Origin of the sequence: Pseudomonas sp. B10, from assembly GCF_900156235.1 — a bacterium.
Lineage (GTDB): Bacteria > Pseudomonadota > Gammaproteobacteria > Pseudomonadales > Pseudomonadaceae > Aquipseudomonas > Aquipseudomonas siliginis.
The window spans coordinates 5,548,119-5,565,342 of record NZ_LT707063.1 but is presented as its reverse complement, the minus strand read 5'-3'; the positions used below and the strand labels follow the sequence as shown (position 1 = coordinate 5,565,342).

General features: G+C 60.3%; 16 protein-coding genes. 11 read left to right on the top strand and 5 right to left on the bottom strand.

The features are described from left to right. Positions 1–4 precede the first annotated feature (4 nt). The gene (locus tag BXA01_RS25275) at positions 5–745 is read right to left on the bottom strand and encodes a thioesterase II family protein (protein WP_076567018.1); all 741 of its coding nucleotides are present in this window, start codon (positions 743–745) and stop codon (positions 5–7) included. Between the two features lie 136 nt (positions 746–881). Here BXA01_RS25275 and BXA01_RS25270 point away from each other — a divergent pair, with 136 nt between their 5' ends. Beyond that, positions 882–2,015 (top strand): cupin-like domain-containing protein, encoded by a 1,134-nt coding sequence (locus tag BXA01_RS25270; protein ID WP_076567015.1) that lies wholly within the window; start codon positions 882–884, stop codon positions 2,013–2,015. Between the two features lie 111 nt (positions 2,016–2,126). Here the strand turns inward: BXA01_RS25270 and BXA01_RS25265 are convergent, their stop codons facing one another. After that, on the bottom strand, positions 2,127–3,299 hold the full coding sequence (locus BXA01_RS25265; protein ID WP_076567012.1) for an MFS transporter: 1,173 nt from the start codon (positions 3,297–3,299) through the stop codon (positions 2,127–2,129). A 232-nt stretch (positions 3,300–3,531) separates the two neighbouring features. Between BXA01_RS25265 and BXA01_RS25260 the strand changes: the two genes are divergently transcribed. The 4 genes from BXA01_RS25260 (at position 3,532) to BXA01_RS25245 (ending at position 7,497) form a co-directional block, all read left to right on the top strand. Next, positions 3,532–4,332, top strand: coding sequence for a glucose 1-dehydrogenase (locus BXA01_RS25260; protein ID WP_076567009.1), 801 nt, complete (start codon positions 3,532–3,534; stop codon positions 4,330–4,332). Continuing rightward, positions 4,325–6,151, top strand: coding sequence for a glycoside hydrolase family 15 protein (locus tag BXA01_RS25255; RefSeq protein ID WP_076567006.1), 1,827 nt, complete (start codon positions 4,325–4,327; stop codon positions 6,149–6,151). The genes BXA01_RS25260 and BXA01_RS25255 overlap by 8 nt, the downstream gene beginning before the upstream one ends. A 311-nt stretch (positions 6,152–6,462) precedes the next feature. Beyond that, positions 6,463–6,852: a hypothetical protein gene (locus BXA01_RS25250; protein ID WP_076567003.1), complete on the top strand. Its 390-nt coding sequence runs from the start codon at positions 6,463–6,465 to the stop codon at positions 6,850–6,852. A 12-nt stretch (positions 6,853–6,864) separates the two neighbouring features. Then, on the top strand, positions 6,865–7,497 hold the full coding sequence (locus tag BXA01_RS25245; protein ID WP_076567001.1) for a BRCT domain-containing protein: 633 nt from the start codon (positions 6,865–6,867) through the stop codon (positions 7,495–7,497). Here the strand turns inward: BXA01_RS25245 and BXA01_RS25240 are convergent. Next, the gene (locus tag BXA01_RS25240) at positions 7,494–8,522 is read right to left on the bottom strand and encodes a GlxA family transcriptional regulator (protein ID WP_076566999.1); all 1,029 of its coding nucleotides are present in this window, start codon (positions 8,520–8,522) and stop codon (positions 7,494–7,496) included. The genes BXA01_RS25245 and BXA01_RS25240 overlap by 4 nt on opposite strands. Before the next feature lie 89 nt (positions 8,523–8,611). Here BXA01_RS25240 and inhA point away from each other — a divergent pair, with 89 nt between their 5' ends. From inhA to BXA01_RS25220, 4 genes are all read left to right on the top strand, one after another. After that, entirely contained in the window at positions 8,612–9,298 is a 687-nt protein-coding gene (gene inhA / locus BXA01_RS25235; protein WP_076566996.1) for an isonitrile hydratase, read from the top strand. Between the two features lie 209 nt (positions 9,299–9,507). Then, positions 9,508–10,299: a CPBP family intramembrane glutamic endopeptidase gene (locus BXA01_RS25230; RefSeq protein WP_076566993.1), complete on the top strand. Its 792-nt coding sequence runs from the start codon at positions 9,508–9,510 to the stop codon at positions 10,297–10,299. A gap of 102 nt (positions 10,300–10,401) precedes the next feature. After that, positions 10,402–11,967: a methyl-accepting chemotaxis protein gene (locus BXA01_RS25225; protein ID WP_076566990.1), complete on the top strand. Its 1,566-nt coding sequence runs from the start codon at positions 10,402–10,404 to the stop codon at positions 11,965–11,967. 330 nt (positions 11,968–12,297) lie between these two features. Next, on the top strand, positions 12,298–12,768 hold the full coding sequence (locus BXA01_RS25220) for a hypothetical protein (protein WP_076566987.1): 471 nt from the start codon (positions 12,298–12,300) through the stop codon (positions 12,766–12,768). Between the two features lie 172 nt (positions 12,769–12,940). Here the strand turns inward: BXA01_RS25220 and BXA01_RS25215 are convergent, their stop codons facing one another. Continuing rightward, positions 12,941–13,294, bottom strand: a complete 354-nt coding sequence (locus tag BXA01_RS25215; RefSeq protein ID WP_041479078.1) for a DUF6124 family protein — start codon at positions 13,292–13,294, stop codon at positions 12,941–12,943. A 1,115-nt stretch (positions 13,295–14,409) separates the two neighbouring features. Next, complete coding sequence (locus BXA01_RS25210) at positions 14,410–15,090, bottom strand: alpha/beta family hydrolase (RefSeq protein WP_076566984.1); 681 nt, start codon at positions 15,088–15,090, stop codon at positions 14,410–14,412. A gap of 90 nt (positions 15,091–15,180) precedes the next feature. Here BXA01_RS25210 and ccoN point away from each other — a divergent pair, with 90 nt between their 5' ends. Further along, complete coding sequence (gene ccoN / locus BXA01_RS25205) at positions 15,181–16,605, top strand: cytochrome-c oxidase, cbb3-type subunit I (RefSeq protein WP_024012337.1); 1,425 nt, start codon at positions 15,181–15,183, stop codon at positions 16,603–16,605. A 10-nt stretch (positions 16,606–16,615) separates the two neighbouring features. Further along, complete coding sequence (ccoO, locus tag BXA01_RS25200) at positions 16,616–17,224, top strand: cytochrome-c oxidase, cbb3-type subunit II (RefSeq protein ID WP_003223389.1); 609 nt, start codon at positions 16,616–16,618, stop codon at positions 17,222–17,224.

Here is a 17,224-nt window from a genome sequence, read left to right as displayed (position 1 = left end):
GGTCTCAAAACGCCGGTTGCGCGGCCTGCGCATGGCGCCGGTGATGCACTTCCAGATGGGTCTTGATCGTACGAATGACCCGCGCTTCGTGTTCATGAATGAAGAAATGCCCGCCGGTCATCATGTCCACCGAGAAACTGCCCAGGGTCTCTTTGCTCCAGCCGATCAGTTGTTCGGTGGTGGCGCGGTCTTCCTTGCCACCGAGCACGTGCACCGGGCAATTGAGCAGGGGCCGCTCGGCAGGCGTAAAGCGGCCGCACATCATGAAATCGGCGCGCAGCACCGGCAGGGTCAGGCTCATCAGCTCTTTATTGGCGAGGACTTCTTCGCTGGTGCCCTGAAAGGTGCGCAACTGTTCGATGAGTTCTTCATCACTGCGCGGTTCGGCAAAGCCGCGGTCGTAGTCGCTGCGCATGGTCGGTGCGGCGGTGCCGGAGGCGAACAGCGCCAGCGGCTCCGGCACACCCGACTCGCGAAAGGCATGGGCCATTTCGCAGGCGAGCAACGCACCGAGGCTATGCCCGAACAACGCATAAGGGCCTTGCAGCCCCGCTTTGTGCTCGCGCGCCAGTTGCCGCGCCAGTGCGCGCATGTCGGTTTGCAGCGGTTCATCGAACCGCGCGCCACGCCCCGGCAGTTCCACCGGTTGCAATTGCAGCCACGTCGGCAGTTGACGCCGCCAGCGGCTGTAAACCATGGCGCTGGCGCCCGAATAGGGCAGGCACAGCAATGTCAGCTTGGTCACCGCGCTTTCCTTGAAAAATGTGTCTGCAAGAAAGACGGATCACTGGCCGGACAAATTAGTCGCCCGGCCGCTAAATTCCCCCGCCAGCCGCTCGTTGCCTGTTCAGGAAAAAAACAACAATCGCGAGGGAATCACCGTGGACCTGCAGAGCATTCTGGGCAAGTTGTTCGCCAACGCCGGCGCGGTCGGCATCGAGGGCGTTTTCCAGTTCATCTTCAGCGCGCAGCAGGCGTACTGGTACGACATCAAGACCAGCCAGCGCACGGCAGTCGGGCGCCATCCAAGCCCGGACGTGACCATCGAAGTCGCGGAAAAGGACTTTTTGGGGATCATGGCCGGCGTGGTCAATGTCGAGGAACTGTTCGCCAGCGGTCGCCTGAAGATTGGCGGCAACATGGGCCTGGCGACGATGTTGCCGCAGATCATCGACCACGCCCGCCAAGGTGGCGGCACGGTGGCAAAGGTCGACATGAACAAGCGCTACCCGACGCCGCCACGCTTCAGCGAAAAGCTCACTGCCGCGCTGCCTCGCCAAACCAGCGTCGAACGTCGTGCGCGCGCCGAGTTGAGCCGGCACGAATTCGAAACCCGTTATTTGCCCAATGGCATTCCGTTGGTGATCAGCAATGCCCTGCACGACTGGCCATTGTTCAGCCTGAGCCGCGAGGAATCGCTGGTGCATTTCGCCGAACTGCAAGGCATCACCCGCCATGGCGATTACGTGAAGAAGACCTTTTCCACCGAGCGTGATTTCCGCTCGACCTCGATGGCCGAATTCATCGCCTCGCTGGACAGCCCGGCGGTCAAAGGCGCGGATGGCGAGCCGCCGGCGTACATGGGCAACAACATTCTGCCCGCGCAGTTGTTGCAACAGATTCAATACCCGCCCTACTTCGACACCTCGCTGTTCATCCCGCCGCGCATCTGGATCGGCCCCAGGGGCACGCTGACGCCGTTGCACCGCGATGACACCGACAACCTCTTCGCGCAAGTCTGGGGGCAGAAGAAATTCACCCTTGCCGCGCCGCATCACCGCGAAGCGCTGGGCACCTGGTCGACCGCGCCCAAGGGTGGTCTGGATGGCTGCGATTTCAACCCCGATGCGCCGGACTATGAACGTTTCCCGGCGGCGCGGGAGGTGACGTTTCTGCGGGTGACGCTGGAGGCTGGGGACCTGCTGTTTTTGCCAGAGGGCTGGTTCCATCAGGTGGAGTCGGTGTCGACTTCGCTGTCAGTCAACTTCTGGGTCGACTCAGGACGCGGCTGGTAACAACGCAAAATAACTGTGGGAGCGAGCCTGCTCGCGAATGCGTTGTATCAGGTATGAAGATATTTACTGACACACCGCCTTCGCGAGCAGGCTCGCTCCCTCAGTGGAATTTCATTTCAAGTGACGGAAACTTTGAAACGCTGAAATCAGCACCACTGCCCCCGCCGCAATCGCCAGCCAGAAGCCGCTGCGCGCGCCAAACGCATCCACCAGCGCTCCGGAACCAGCGGCGCCGATCGCCACGCCGATGCTCAATCCGGTCACCAGCCAGGTCAGGCCTTCGGTCAGTTTGGCTGGTGGCACGATGCGTTCGATCAACGCCATCGCAACAATCAACGTCGGCGAAAAAAACAGTCCGGCGATAAATACCGCGATCGACAAGCCAAGGATGTTACTCGCCAAAAGCAGCGGCAGCGTGGTCACCGCCGTCGCCACGCCGCCGTAGAGAAACAGGCGCGGCAACGGCAGTTTCGAACGCATCGCACCGAAGGCGATGCCGGCCAGGCACGAGCCGATTGCGTATACCGACAAGACAATACTGGCCGCTGCCGGCTGGCCCTGATGTTGAGCGAAGGCGACGCTGACCACATCGATGACTCCGACGATCACGCCCATCGCCAGCATCAACGCCAGCAGCCATTGCACGTCGGTCGAGCGAATGATCGAGCCCTGATGCTGCGACTCCTGCGCGTGCACGGGTGGCTCGGTGCTGCGCTGGGCGACAAACGCCGTCACGCCGATGGCCAGGGCCAACAACGCCGCCAGCGGCCCGGCCTCGGGAAACACCGCGACCGACAAGCCCACCGCCAGCGGCGGCCCGACGATAAAACACACTTCGTCGAGCACCGACTCCAGCGCATACGCCGTCTGCAATTGCGGCTGGCCACGGTAGATCTCGGTCCAGCGCGCCCGCACCATCGCCGACATGCTCGGCATGCACCCGGCCAGCGCGGCGAAGACGAACAACGTCCAGTCCGGCGCCTGCAAGCGCGTGCACAGCAGCAACATCAATAACCCGCCGCCACCGGTCAGCGCTGCGATCGGCAGCACCCGCCCCTGCCCATAACGGTCCACCAACCGCGATACCTGCGGCGCGCAAAACGCCGTGGCCAAGGCAAACGTCGCCGCCACCGCACCCGCCAGCGCATAACCACCATTCAACTGCGCAAGCATGGTGATCAGGCCGATGCCGGTCATGGAAATCGGCATGCGCGCCAGCATCCCGGCCAGTACAAACGCACGGGCACCGGGGGCGGAGAACAATTCGCGGTAGGGGTTTGCCATCGATTGCAGCCTCATCAGGGGCGGCCAAGTTGCCATAGCCTTGAATGCCGTGGAAGCGCGCAATTGTTAGCGGTCTGTGAAGGCCCCTTCGCTCGCACATTCGAAATGCCGTCCCCTGTGGGAGCGAGCCTGCTCGCGAAGGGGCCAGCGCATCACCGCACCCAGCAAATGAACTCTCAGCGTCTGTCATCAGTCAGCTACTTAAGTCTCTGGAACCAAGGCGCGAATCGTCATGCAGATTTCCCTCGCTCATCAGGTGGCGCTGGTCACTGGTGCCAGCTCCGGCATCGGCCATGCCGCCGCCAAAGCACTCGCTGCAGCCGGTGCTGCGGTCGTGATCAACTACAACAGCAGCGCCGAACCTGCCGAAGAACTGGCCGCGCAAATCAACGCTGAGGGCGGCAAGGCCCTCGCTATCGGCGCCGATGTCTCGAAAGAAGAAGAGGTCGAAAGGCTGTTCGCCGAGACCGTCGAAGCCTTCGGCTCGCTGGACATTCTGGTGGCCAATTCCGGCCTGCAAAAAGACGCCGCTGCCGTGGACATGACGCTCGACGACTGGAACACGGTGATCGGCGTCAACCTCACCGGGCAGTTCCTCTGCGCGCGGGAGGCGTTGCGGATTTTTCAGCGTCAGGGCGTACGCGAAGGCGTATCGCGCGCGGCGGGCAAGATCATTCACATGAGCTCGGTGCACCAGCGCATTCCATGGGCCGGGCATGTCAATTACGCGGCGTCCAAGGGCGGCGTCGATCAATTGATGCAGAGCCTCGCCCAGGAAGTCAGCCACCAGCGCATCCGCATCAACAGCATCGCGCCCGGTGCGATCAGCACGGCCATCAACACAGAAGCCACTGAAGGCGCGGCCGGCGACAAACTTCTTGAGCTGATTCCCTACGGACGCATTGGCGATGTCGAGGACGTTGCCAACGCAGTGGTTTTCCTCGCTTCCGACCTGTCCGATTACATCGTCGGCACCACCCTGTTCATCGATGGCGGGATGAGCCTCTATCCGGAGTTTCGCGGCAATGGCTGAGCCTGAAATGGAACAACAAAGTCCCATCGGTGCCCACGGCATCATCGGCGACATGCGCAGCGCCGCACTGGTCAACGACAAGGGCAGCGTGGATTTTTTCTGCTGGCCGGAGTTCGACAGCCCGACGATCTTCTGCTCGCTGCTCGACACCCCGCAAGCAGGGATTTTCCAGCTCGCGCCAGACTTGCCGGACGCGCGCCGAGAACAGATTTATCTGCCCGACACCAACGTCTTGCAGACCCGTTGGCTGAGCGAACACGCGGTGGTGGAAATCACCGATCTGTTGCCCATCGGTGACGATGTCGACGCACTGCCGCTACTGATGCGCCGGGTGCGCGTGGTCAGCGGCTCGGCGACGTTCAATCTGCGTTGCGCGGTGCGCCACGACTACGGCCGCGCCGACACCCGGGCAGAAATGGACGAAAAAGACGTAACGTTCCACGCCGCTGGCCAGCCGTCGATACGCCTGGCTTCAGATCAGGCACTGCAAATCGATGCGCAAGCGGCCGTCGCGCAGTTCACCCTCAAGCACAATGAAACCGCCGCGTTCATGCTCGGCGGCAGCGACGATCCGCGTTTTGCCGAAGGCGCCGGCGAGTTGTGCATGGAGCGCACCCTCAAATACTGGCGTGGCTGGATCGGCCAATCCAACTATCGCGGGCGCTGGCGGGAAATCGTCAATCGCTCCGCCCTCGCCCTGAAACTGCTGACCTCGCGTCGCCACGGTGCGATCCTCGCCGCCGCCACCTTCGGCCTGCCGGAAACCCCCGGCGGCGAACGCAACTGGGATTACCGCTACACGTGGATCCGCGACGCTTCGTTCACGGTTTACGCGTTCATGCGCCTGGGCTTTGTCGATGAAGCCAACCACTACATGCAATGGCTGCGTGGTCGGGTCAGCGATTGCTGCGGCAAACCGATGAAACTCAACATCCTCTATGCCATCGACGGCCAGCAGGAATTGCCGGAAACCGAACTCACGCACCTGTCCGGTCACGGCGGCGCGCAACCGGTGCGGATCGGCAATGGTGCCTACGATCAGGTCCAACTGGACATCTTCGGCGAGCTGATGGACGCCGTGTATCTGGTCAACAAGTACGGTGATGCGATTTCCCACGAAGGCTGGCGGCACGTCGGCGAAGTGGTCGATCAGGTCTGCGAAAACTGGCAGAGCGAAGATGTCGGCATTTGGGAAATGCGCGGTGAAACCCATCATTTCCTGCACTCGCGGCTGATGTGCTGGGTGGCGCTGGACCGGGCGATCCGTCTGGCTTCCAAGCGTTCGCTGCCGGCGCCGTTCGCCCGTTGGGATAACACCCGGCAAGCGATCTACACCGACATCTGGGACAACTTCTGGAACGAAGAACGCGGGCATTTCGTTCAGTACAAGGGCGGCACCGCACTGGATGGCTCGATGCTGCTGATGCCGCTGGTGCGCTTCGTCAGCGCCAAGGATCCGCGCTGGCTGTCGACCCTCGAAGCGATCGAAAAAACCCTGGTGCGCGACGGCATGGTCTATCGCTATCGCAACGAAGACGCCAACATCGATGGCCTCAGCGGCACCGAAGGCGCGTTCGCCGCGTGTTCGTTCTGGTACGTCGAATGCCTGGCCCGCGCCGGCCAGGTGGAAAAAGCCCACCTGGAGTTCGAGCAATTGCTGCGATATGCCAATCCGCTTGGGCTGTACGCCGAAGAGTTCGACAGCCATGGCCGGCACCTGGGCAACACGCCGCAAGCGCTGACGCATCTGGCGTTGATCAGTGCAGCGAGTTTTCTTGACCGCAAGCTGAGTGGCGAGAAGAGTTCCTGGCAGCCGTAGGCGCTGAGGCTTTTTCGCCAGCGCTTGTCAGACCGATCCCTGATCGACAGGTATTTTTCCACAACGGGCCTGCATGCCAGACAACTGGCTCAGGCCCGTATCCGCTGTTAAACCCGTACGCCGGTTACGTCTGGCGACAGTCTGTGTAAAAACCGCACCTGCAAAAACCACTCACGTCACGTTGAAACGCCTCACGCAACGTACGCTTACACGCCGAAATACCTTGTTGCCAGCCGTTACATCCACACCTACCATCCAAAGCAACGGGCACAGCGGAGCTGTCCAATCACACCCGAATTCAAGGAAGCGGAATGCCTCATCACGTCCAGCGCAGCATCGACTCCCCTCTTCGCACCGGGCTGAGCCGCACCCAGCTATGGGAAGCCGCCGACCAAGGCCTGATCAAATGCTGGGAAATCGGCCGCCAGCGCGCCGAACGCTTTCCCGAACTGGCCCAGCGCTGCCTGGCCGATGAATTGCCGGTGCTTGGCTGGAAGGGTGGCGTCAGTCGCAGCCTGAAGAAAAACGAGAAATACGGCTCACTGAAATATCTGGCGCAGTGGCAGGGTCTGCGCGGTGAGGATCTGGATATTGATCTTGCGCAGGAACGTTCGCTGATGTGTTCGCGGACGAAGATGAAGGTGACGTTTACGCCGGATCGGACGAAGTATTTCAATCAGGTGGCGGAAGTTGAGGCTTAAGGAGAAGCAGAGATGGTCGACTTGCATCAGGAGTTTCAAAGCAGCGGTTTCTTTCACGAAGCGCGTATTGATCGTCGCTCTGCGGATGCCTTGGTTGGTGTCGCAGCGGGACTTGCCGCCGACGGCAAGATCAACCAGCAAGAAGCAGAATTTCTCAAGACATGGATTGAAACTCATCTGGTTCATCTAAGCGATCCGGTGGTTAACATCCTTTACAAGCGCCTTGCCGAGATGCTCAGCGATGGCGTGCTGGATTCGGATGAATCAGTGGAGCTTTTGGGAATGCTTCATCAGTTTGCCGGGCTGCCCGTAGGGTCAATCCAAACCTTTACAGCGCCAAATGCCCTACCCTTCGATAATCCTTTCCCAACCTTGAGCTGGATGGATCGCGTCTTTCTTTTTACCGGCGTCATGGCTTACGGGCCGCGCAAGGAATGCGAATTGCGCGTGACTGAGCGAGGAGGACTGATCGGTGGCGCCGTCAGCAAAAAAATTCATTATCTGGTCGTAGGCAGCATCGGTAATGAGCAATGGCTTCACAGTACTTATGGCACCAAGATCAAAAAAGCCGTCGAACTTCGGGACAGCGGCGTACCGATAGCAATCATCAGTGAAGACCATTGGCAAAAAGTGTTGTTTGGTTAGCCTTGGGTCATTGGTCGATTTTCATCGATAGCACCCAGAACGCCTGAAGGCATTGGATCTGTTGCAACGCTGACCGAAAACCGCTCCCGATAAGCCTGCGGTGTCACGCCAATCGCTCGCAGAAAACTGCGCCGCAACGTCTCTTCACTGCCAAACCCGCAATTGGCGGCGATGCGTTTCACCGGCAAACCGGTATCGCTGAGCAGTCGCCGCGCGGTTTCGACGCGGATCAATTCGATCGCCCGCGCCGGGGTCTGGCCGGTGTCGGCGCGGTAGTGGCGGATAAAACTGCGCTCGCTCATGCCGGCCTGTTCGGCGAGGGTCGGGATGCCGAGGTCGCAGGTCAGGTTTTCGGCGATCCAGGCGTGCAGTTCATCGAAGCGGTTGCCCTGTTGTTGCAGCGCCAGCGTCACGCTGAATTGCGACTGCCCGCCCGGGCGTTTGAGAAAAACCACCAAATGCCGGGCGACGTCGAGGGCGATGTCGCGGCCGAGGTCTTCTTCGACCATGGCCAACGCCAGATCGATACCGGCCGTGACCCCGGCGGAAGTCCATACCGGGCCGTCGTTGATGAAAATCGGATTGGCTTCCACGTGCAGATTGGGATGTTGCGCGGCCAGTTGCTCGCAGCGCGTCCAGTGCGTGACCACGCGGCGACCATCGAGCCAGCCGCTGGCCGCGAGTAGAAAGGCCCCGGTGCATACCGAAGCCACGCGCCGGCAATGAGTGCCGTGCTCGCGCACCCAGTCGACCAGTTGCGAGTCTTCGGCGGCGGGATAAATGCCCCAGCCACCGGCGATGATCAAGGTGTCGCTGGGCGTTTGTGGCAACGGTTCGGCGAGCACCGCCAACCCCGCCGATGACATCACCGCCCCGCCGCCGCTGGCGATCACGCTCGGCGCATAGGGCGTCGGCATGCCGCGCTGGCGAGCCAGATCGTTGGCCGAGGCGAACACCTGCAACGGCCCGGTGACATCAAGAATCTGCATGTTGGCAAACGCGAGAACGTGAATGGCTTTGGGCATTTGGCGTAATTCGTGGGGTAATTGGCGTATGCGCCAGAACCTACGCGCCTACAGTGCAGTCGTCCACTTCTTTCAACGGAGCAAGAACGATGACGCTGCAGATCGGTTTTCTGTTATTCCCGCAGGTTCAGCAACTCGACCTCACCGGCCCTTACGACGTGCTCGCCTCGTTGCCCGGCGTGCAGGTACACCTGATCTGGAAGGATCTGATGCCAGTGACATCCAGCACCGGCCTGCTGCTGAAACCGACTACAACTTTCGAGGATTGCCCGGATCTGGACGTAATCTGCGTGCCCGGCGGCAGTGGTGTCGGGCCGCTGATGGAAGATCAGCAGACGCTGGATTTCATCAAGCGCCAGGCCGCGCAGGCACGTTACGTGACCTCGGTGTGCACCGGCTCGCTGGTGCTCGGCGCGGCGGGTCTGTTGCAGGGCAAGCGCGCGACCACGCATTGGGCATATCACCAGTTGCTGCCAACGCTGGGCGCGGTTGCGGTGAAGGATCGGGTGGTACGCGACGGCAATCTGTTTACCGGTGGCGGAATCACCGCTGGCATCGATTTCGCCTTGGTGCTGGCAGCGGAACTGGTCGATGCCGATACGGCGCAACTGGTGCAGTTGCAACTGGAATATGCCCCGGCACCGCCGTTCAATGCCGGCAGCCCGGACGTGGCACCGAGTGCAGTTGTCGATGAAGCGCGGTTACGCGCGGCGCCTTCGTTGGAGCTGCGCACCGAGATTACCGAGCGCGCGGCCGCCAAACTGGGCCTGCGCTGATATCCAGCCGAATGCAAAACCTGTGGGAGCGAGCCTGCTCGCGAAGGCGGAGTGTCAGTCGCCAGTGATGTCATCTGGAAGACCGCATTCGCGAGCAGGCTCGCTCCCACATTTGATTTGTGTCTGGCATGACTGCCACACCTTCACTTGTCCCACTTCCCTCGCCCGTGTAGAAAGCCCCTTCCAGAAATCTCGCACAAGGACTTTCCATGAAGGCGCTGCCCTGGCTTTGTCTCGCGCTGCTCGGCCTCGGTTATGGATTGGCCCTGAGTTACGGCCAGCTCGGTTGGCTGGCGTTGATCTCCGTGGGGCTTTTGCTGTTCGCCGCATTCGCCGTGCGTCAGCAAGAGGTGCCGGTCGCGCGTTGGCTCGGCCATGGCCTGTTCATCGTTTTGGCCGTGGCACTGGCGCTGCACTGGCTGCCGGGCTTCGCCAACGGCCGGGTGATCAATCCGCAACGTTTCACTGACAACGCCGTGCCGTTCGCGATGTACCTCAATCTCGACAAACCGCTGGTGGGCTTCTGGTTGCTGCTGGTGTGCCCGTGGATCGTCGCGCGGCGTTCGTTGCGCCTGACGGTCTATGCCACCGCCCTCGCCCTGACGCTGTGCGCGATTCTCGCCCTCGGCGGCGCGCTTTTACTCGGCGTGATCGCCTGGGCACCGAAGTGGCCGGATCAGGCCTGGCTGTGGGTGCTGAACAACCTGCTGCTGGTGACGCTGGTCGAGGAAGCGCTGTTTCGCGGCTATATACAGGGCGGGCTGAGCCGTCGCTTCAAGCACCTGCCCTACGGCGACAACCTCGCGCTGCTGTTGGCCTCGCTGTTGTTTGGTCTGGTGCATGCCGGCGCTGGCTGGACCTGGGTGTTGCTGGCGGGACTGGCCGGGGTCGGCTATGGTCTGGCCTACCGTTTCGGCGGACTGGGCGCGGCGATCGCCACCCATTTCGGCCTGAACCTGTTGCACTTCGGCCTGTTCACCTATCCGATGCTGGCCAGTTGACGCAAGCGCGGTTTTGCGACGTCGTACTTAAATCTGAAAAAAAACTTCAATAAAAACCTGTCAGCGCCGACAACCTTTCAAAGCCTTGCGGATTGAAAAACCATGCGTAACAACCAGCCCATTACACAACGCGAGCGGACCTTTCCAGCTCAGCAACGGTTGATTTCCACCACCGATGCCAAGGGCGTGATCACCTACTGCAACGACGACTTTGTCGAGATCAGCGGGTTTTCGCGGGAGGAACTGATCCGGGCGCCGCACAATCTGGTCCGTCACCCTGACGTGCCGTCGGCGGTGTTCTCGCACATGTGGGGCACACTGAAACAAGGCTTGCCATGGATGGGTATCGTCAAGAATCGCTGCAAATCCGGTGACCACTATTGGGTTAACGCCTATGTAACACCGGTGTTCGACGGCAATCAGGTGATCGGTTACGAGTCGGTGCGCGTCAAGCCCACCGCCGAACAGATCCGCCGCGCCGAAGCGCTCTACCAACGCATCAACCAGGGCAAGTCGGCGATTCCTTCGACGGACAAATGGCTGCCGCTCCTGCAGGACTGGCTGCCGTTCATTCTGGTCAGCCAGCTGAGCTTCATGATTGGCGCGACGCTGAACTCGCAGTGGGGCTTCGCTCTCGCCGCAGGTCTTTCGGTGCCGTTGGGCCTGATGGGCCTGCAATGGCAGCAACGCGGGCTCAAGCGCCTGCTGCGCCTGGCCGAACAGACCACCTCCGACCCGCTGATCGCGCAGATGTACACCGACAGCCGTGGCGCCCAGGCGCGTCTGGAAATGTCGATCCTCAGCCAGGAAGCGCGCCTGAAAACCTGCCTGACCCGCCTGCAGGACACCGCCGAGCACTTGACCGAACAGGCCAAGCAGTCCGGCGCCCTGGCACACAACAGCTCCACCGGCCTGGAACGCCAGCGCGTGGAAACCGAACAGGTCGCCACCGCCGTCAATCAGATGGCCGCCACCACCCAGGAAGTCGCCAGCCACGTACAGCGCACCGCTGACGCCACCCAGGAAGCCAACCGCCTGACCGGCCGTGGCCGCGACATCGCCGGGGAAACCCGCGAAGCGATTCAGCGCCTGTCGGTGGTCGTCGGCGAAACCGGCCTGACCGTGACACAACTGGCCAAGGACAGCGACGAAATCGGCGGCGTGGTCGACGTGATCAAAGGCATCGCCGACCAGACCAACCTCCTCGCCCTCAACGCCGCCATCGAGGCTGCGCGTGCCGGCGAAATGGGCCGAGGTTTTGCGGTCGTGGCTGACGAAGTCCGTCAACTGGCGCAACGCACCAGCGAATCCACCGGGCAGATCCATGCCCTGATCGCCAAGTTGCAACAGACCGCCTCCAGCGCCGTGCAGACCATGGAAGCCGGCCATCGCCAGGCTGAAGAAGGCGTGGCGCGGGTCCTGGAAGCGGATCAGGCGCTGGTCGGCATCAGCGAAGCGGTGGCCAACATCACCGACATGACAACGCAGATCGCCGCCGCGACCGAAGAGCAAAGTGCCGTGGCTGAAGAGATCAGCCGTAACATCAGCAATATCTCGGAACTGGCGGATCAGACCTCGGAACAAGCGCACAACTCGGCGTTGCTCAGTGAAGAGCTGACGAAAACGGCCAACACGCAGTATTCGTTAGTGGCGCGGTTTAACCGCTGATTGGATGGCTGGAATGAAAAAACCCGGATGGCGTGAGCTTTCCGGGTTTTTTGTTGTGTCAATGAACTACTCAATAGGATTTGAGTAGGTTGAGACTGCGCTTGAGTAGTTCAGTCATGCATTGCGCCGCCTGCCAAACCGAGGCATCTAAAATTGAACTTCATCAGAAAGTTTTGTGCTGCACATTCGGAAATCCTGGCGGAAATCCACAGAATACAGCGTATGTCTACTGTCAGGTCTTACAGTAGACATTCAAGTTTCAGGGGCATATCTGTAAACATTGAACAGAAGGCTTTCATTGTTATCACGATATGACCAAGGAACTAAAAAATGAGTAAACATAGCATCCTCATCCCAAAACCAGGTGCCATTCCAAAACAGTCTAATGTTTTCACTTGGCAATTCGGCACCAACCCTGAAACAACGGCCACTATAATTTCTTTTGAGCTACGTCATTTTATTCCGACGGGCGAAAAGAGCTGGTCAATTTCAGGGTCCACAGGAACGCTGGAGGAGAAGAACATCTTTCTCTACTCTTTCTCGATCCCCTATACCAGTGACGCCCCGTTCCATAAAACCTATACGCTAGAAGACGGGCTGACATTCCAGCACGGCCACTCGTCACCTGGACCCTCTGGGTTTTATGGATTTACTTATGTTGATGCTGATGAAGCCACGGTCACTATCGACATCCATCCCAGCAAGGGGATTGCTAAAGGTACATTTGAAGCAAAGTTCAAAAGCCATGGATACCGAACGCAGCCTATAGGTACTTTCAACTTGCTCAGGGATGATTTGTGATTTTTCGCGACAACGTTTCGATCAGATTGCATCCCCGCCCTTTTAGCCGTATGGCGCTTCGCGAACAGGCTCACTCCTACACTGGATCTGCGCTGATCACAGATTAGGTGCCAGACACCAATCCCCGGTGGGAGCGAGCCTGCTCGCGAAGAGGCCATAACAGCCAGCGAAATTATTGAGGCAACTTGAGCTTGTCCAGCAGTCGATTGACCAACAGTTCGTTGAGCATGATTACCTGTTGCAGCGCCAGCAGTGGTTTGCGTTCCGGGCCGCCTATCGAGTTGGCGATGTTACCGGCCATGGCATGCGCGTATGAAAGCGACTCGCAGGCCTCGACCAACAGGGTTTCGTCATCCAGCGTGGGGTCCACGACATAGATCGGGCGATATTTTGGAGAGCTTGGTGGAGCGGCCAGATCTTCGGGTTTGAGGTAGTAATCGAGGGCGCGGTCGGTGGCTTCCTGGATTTTTTGCGGATCGAGTGCGCGGTCGTGTGGGGGTGGCGGGTTTGGGGTGACTTTGAACATGGGCGTACTCCGGTTTCGAATATTGGGAGCCAACACCCTCGCTACCAAACGAAGGGTGGTGGCCATACGCAGGTTGGTAGACCGGTCGAAACAGGAAACCCGGCGCTCACAAAGGAGCCCCACGCATGCCCACCATAAAAGTCGAGCCCCGCAACGGGACTGCATACGGTGACGCTATACAACGGTTTCGACGCGGGCTACCAAACCCCATCACTGTTTTTCAGTGACAAACAAACGATATAGCCCGGCGCCTAGCCGCGTAAGCCGGCGGATTCTGGCGTAGGCGTAGGCAATGGCGCAAGGAGTTGTAGCCGGGATGGCGTAACGGGTCGTGTAGTTTAAACGTGGCTATTTGATGATGTTTAAGTGCAGGGATTGCCTCTGACAGGCAGGTGGTTTGATGTCGTCTGGAAGGGAGCTTTCGCGAGCAGGCTCGCTCCCACATTTGGATCGGGTACATCAGTGGGGGATTGGTCGACTTGGAGGCTGCCATCGCTGGCAAGCCAGCTCCCACAGGGATTGAGTCCGGCCGGTAGATAGTGGCCGGTTGTCAGGGCGTCATCGCGAGCAGGCTCACTCCTACAGTTGGACTGGGTACAACCACAAGAATCAGGTCGGCTGTCAGGCCGCCTTCGCGAGCAGGCTCGCTCCCACAAAAAGCAGAAAAGCAAAGCAGCGCAGCTGCCCGCGGCGAAGCCGCCCCACTCAACAATGAGCGCAAGCTCGAGTGCTTTTGATCTTGATCCACCGGCGACGTCGGAAGGCTGAGTGGAGGGATTGATCCGGGCGTGGGAGCGCAGCGACCGTCTGGCGCAGCCAGACACAGCGGAAGGAGGTGCAGCGAAGCAAACCGGAGCCGCTGCGCCCGGATCAGTCCCGGAGCGAAGGGACCCGAGCCTGCGAGGGCCGAACGTAGGAGCAAGCCTTTTGGGTTACCTTTTTGGCGTTTGAAAAAGGTGACCCGCCGTAAGGGCGGAACCCTAAGCAGCCGTTACCGCAGCAACGGATATGCCCCCAAGAGCAAGATCAACAGCTAACCCCCCCTCACCCCAACCCTCTCCCCCAAGGGGGCGAGGGGGAAAGGGAGCCGATCTTCATGGAAAACAGAATCTCGGTTAACCCTTGAGAAACTCGGATACTTTCTGCGCGGCGCTGGCCAAATGCTGTTCATGCGTAATCCCAGAAACCTTCAACGGCTTCAAATCATGATCCCCCGCCACCAACCAAAACACCTCAATCCCCGGCGCTAACGAATACCCCTCAACCGCCTCGCGATTCCCCAGAGCATCCCGCTCCCCCTGCACAATCAACGCCCGCGTGCGCAACGAAGCCAAATGCTCAACCCGAGGCTTCTCCGGCTTCCCCACCGCATAAAACGGATACCCCAGACACACCAACGCATCCACCCCCAACTCATCCGCCACCAGACTCGCCATCCGCCCACCCATGGACTTGCCGCCAATCGCCAACGGCCCAGCGACATGACGCCGCACAACCGCAAACACCTCCCGCCAGCAATCCAACAGTTTCGGCGCAGGATTCGGCGGCCGCTTCACCCCATCCACCCGCCGCTGCGCCATGTAAGGAAACTCAAACCGCAACACGTTCACCCCAAGCCCGGCAAGGCGCCCAGCCATGTCGTTCATCCACTCGCTATCCATCGGCGCCCCCGCCCCGTGCGCCAGAATCAGCGTTGCCGAAGCCTCACCAACAGCGGCATCCCACAACCATCCATGATCGAGCACACACTGCGCCCATTGATCCCCGTCAATACTGGCCTTGTGCTGTTTGTCCATGCTTGCCTCGCTTTTAGTCTGCCTATAACTCCAGGCGAAGGATTCGCGTCGTTTGCGCGCTCACTTCGGCTGAACCGTGGATGGGGAACCATGAACACTTCTATCAGTACCGCCTACAACTACAAGGTGGTCCGCCAATTCGCCATTATGACGGTGGTGTGGGGCATCGTCGGCATGGGCCTCGGGGTTTTTCTCGCGGCGCAATTGGTCTGGCCGGAACTCAACTTCAATTTGCCCTGGACCAGTTTCGGCCGTCTGCGCCCGCTGCACACCAACGCGGTGATCTTCGCCTTTGGTGGCTGCGCGCTGTTCGCCAGCTCCTTCTACTCGGTGCAACGCACCTGCCAGACGCAATTGTTCGCGCCGCAAATCGCCGCGTTCTGCTTCTGGGGCTGGCAACTGGTGATCCTGTTGGCGGCGATCAGCCTTCCGCTGGGTTACACCAGCTCCAAGGAATACGCCGAACTGGAATGGCCGATCGACATCCTGATCACCATCGTCTGGGTCGCCTACGCGATCGTGTTCTTCGGCACGATCATGCAGCGCAAGACCAAGCACATCTATGTGGGCAACTGGTTCTTCGGCGCGTTCATCATCACCGTGGCGATCCTGCACATCGTCAACAACCTTGAGTTGCCGGTGAGTTTCACCAAGTCCTACTCGGTGTACGCCGGTGCAACCGACGCGATGGTGCAGTGGTGGTACGGCCACAACGCTGTGGGCTTTTTCCTCACCGCCGGCTTCCTCGGCATGATGTATTACTTCGTGCCGAAACAGGCCGAGCGTCCGGTGTACTCGTATCGCCTGTCGATCGTGCACTTCTGGGCCTTGATCACCCTGTACATCTGGGCCGGCCCGCATCACTTGCACTACACCGCGCTGCCGGACTGGGCACAGTCACTGGGCATGGTGATGTCGCTGATCCTGCTGGCACCGAGCTGGGGCGGCATGATCAACGGCATGATGACCCTCTCGGGCGCGTGGCATAAGTTGCGCAGCGACCCGATCCTGCGCTTCCTCGTGGTGTCGCTGGCGTTCTACGGCATGTCGACCTTCGAAGGTCCGATGATGGCGATCAAGACCGTCAACGCCCTCTCCCACTACACCGACTGGACCATCGGCCACGTTCACGCTGGCGCCCTCGGCTGGGTGGCGATGATCTCGATCGGCGCGCTGTACCACATGATCCCGAAAATCTTCGGCAAAGCGCAGATGCACAGCGTCGGTTTGATCAACGCGCACTTCTGGCTGGCAACCATCGGCACCGTGCTCTACATCGCCTCGATGTGGGTCAACGGCATCGCCCAAGGCCTGATGTGGCGCGCAGTCAACGAGGACGGCACGCTGACTTACTCCTTCGTCGAAACCCTGGTGGCCAGCCATCCGGGCTTTGTCGTGCGGCTGATCGGCGGGGCGATTTTCTTAAGCGGCATGTTGCTGATGGCTTACAACACCTGGCGCACCGTGCGGGCCTCGCAGCCTGCCGATGTCGTCGCTGCCGCGCAGATGGCCTGAGGAGTCCGCCATGAAACACGAAACGATTGAAAAGAATGTCGGCCTACTGATGCTGCTGATGGTGTTCGCCGTGAGCATCGGCGGCCTGACCCAGATCGTCCCGCTGTTCTTCCAGGACGTCACCAACAAACCGGTGGAGGGCATGAAGCCCTATACCGCGCTGCAACTGGAAGGTCGCGACATCTACATCCGCGAAGGCTGCGTCGGCTGCCACTCGCAGATGATCCGTCCGTTCCGCGCCGAAACCGAACGCTATGGGCACTACTCGGTGGCCGGTGAAAGCGTTTGGGATCACCCGTTCCTGTGGGGCTCGAAACGTACCGGTCCGGATCTGGCCCGGGTCGGCGCGCGTTACTCGGATGACTGGCACCGCGCGCACTTGTACAACCCGCGCAACGTCGTGCCGGAGTCGAAGATGCCGGCCTACCCGTGGCTGGTCACCCAAGCGGTCGACAGCAGCCACACCGAAACCAAGCTCAAAACCATGCGTACCCTCGGCGTGCCGTATACCGATGACGACATCAGCGGCGCAGTCGCCAGCCTCAAGGGCAAGACCGAAATGGACGCCCTCGTTTCCTATCTGCAAGTGCTCGGCACTGCAATCAAGAGCAAGAGGTGA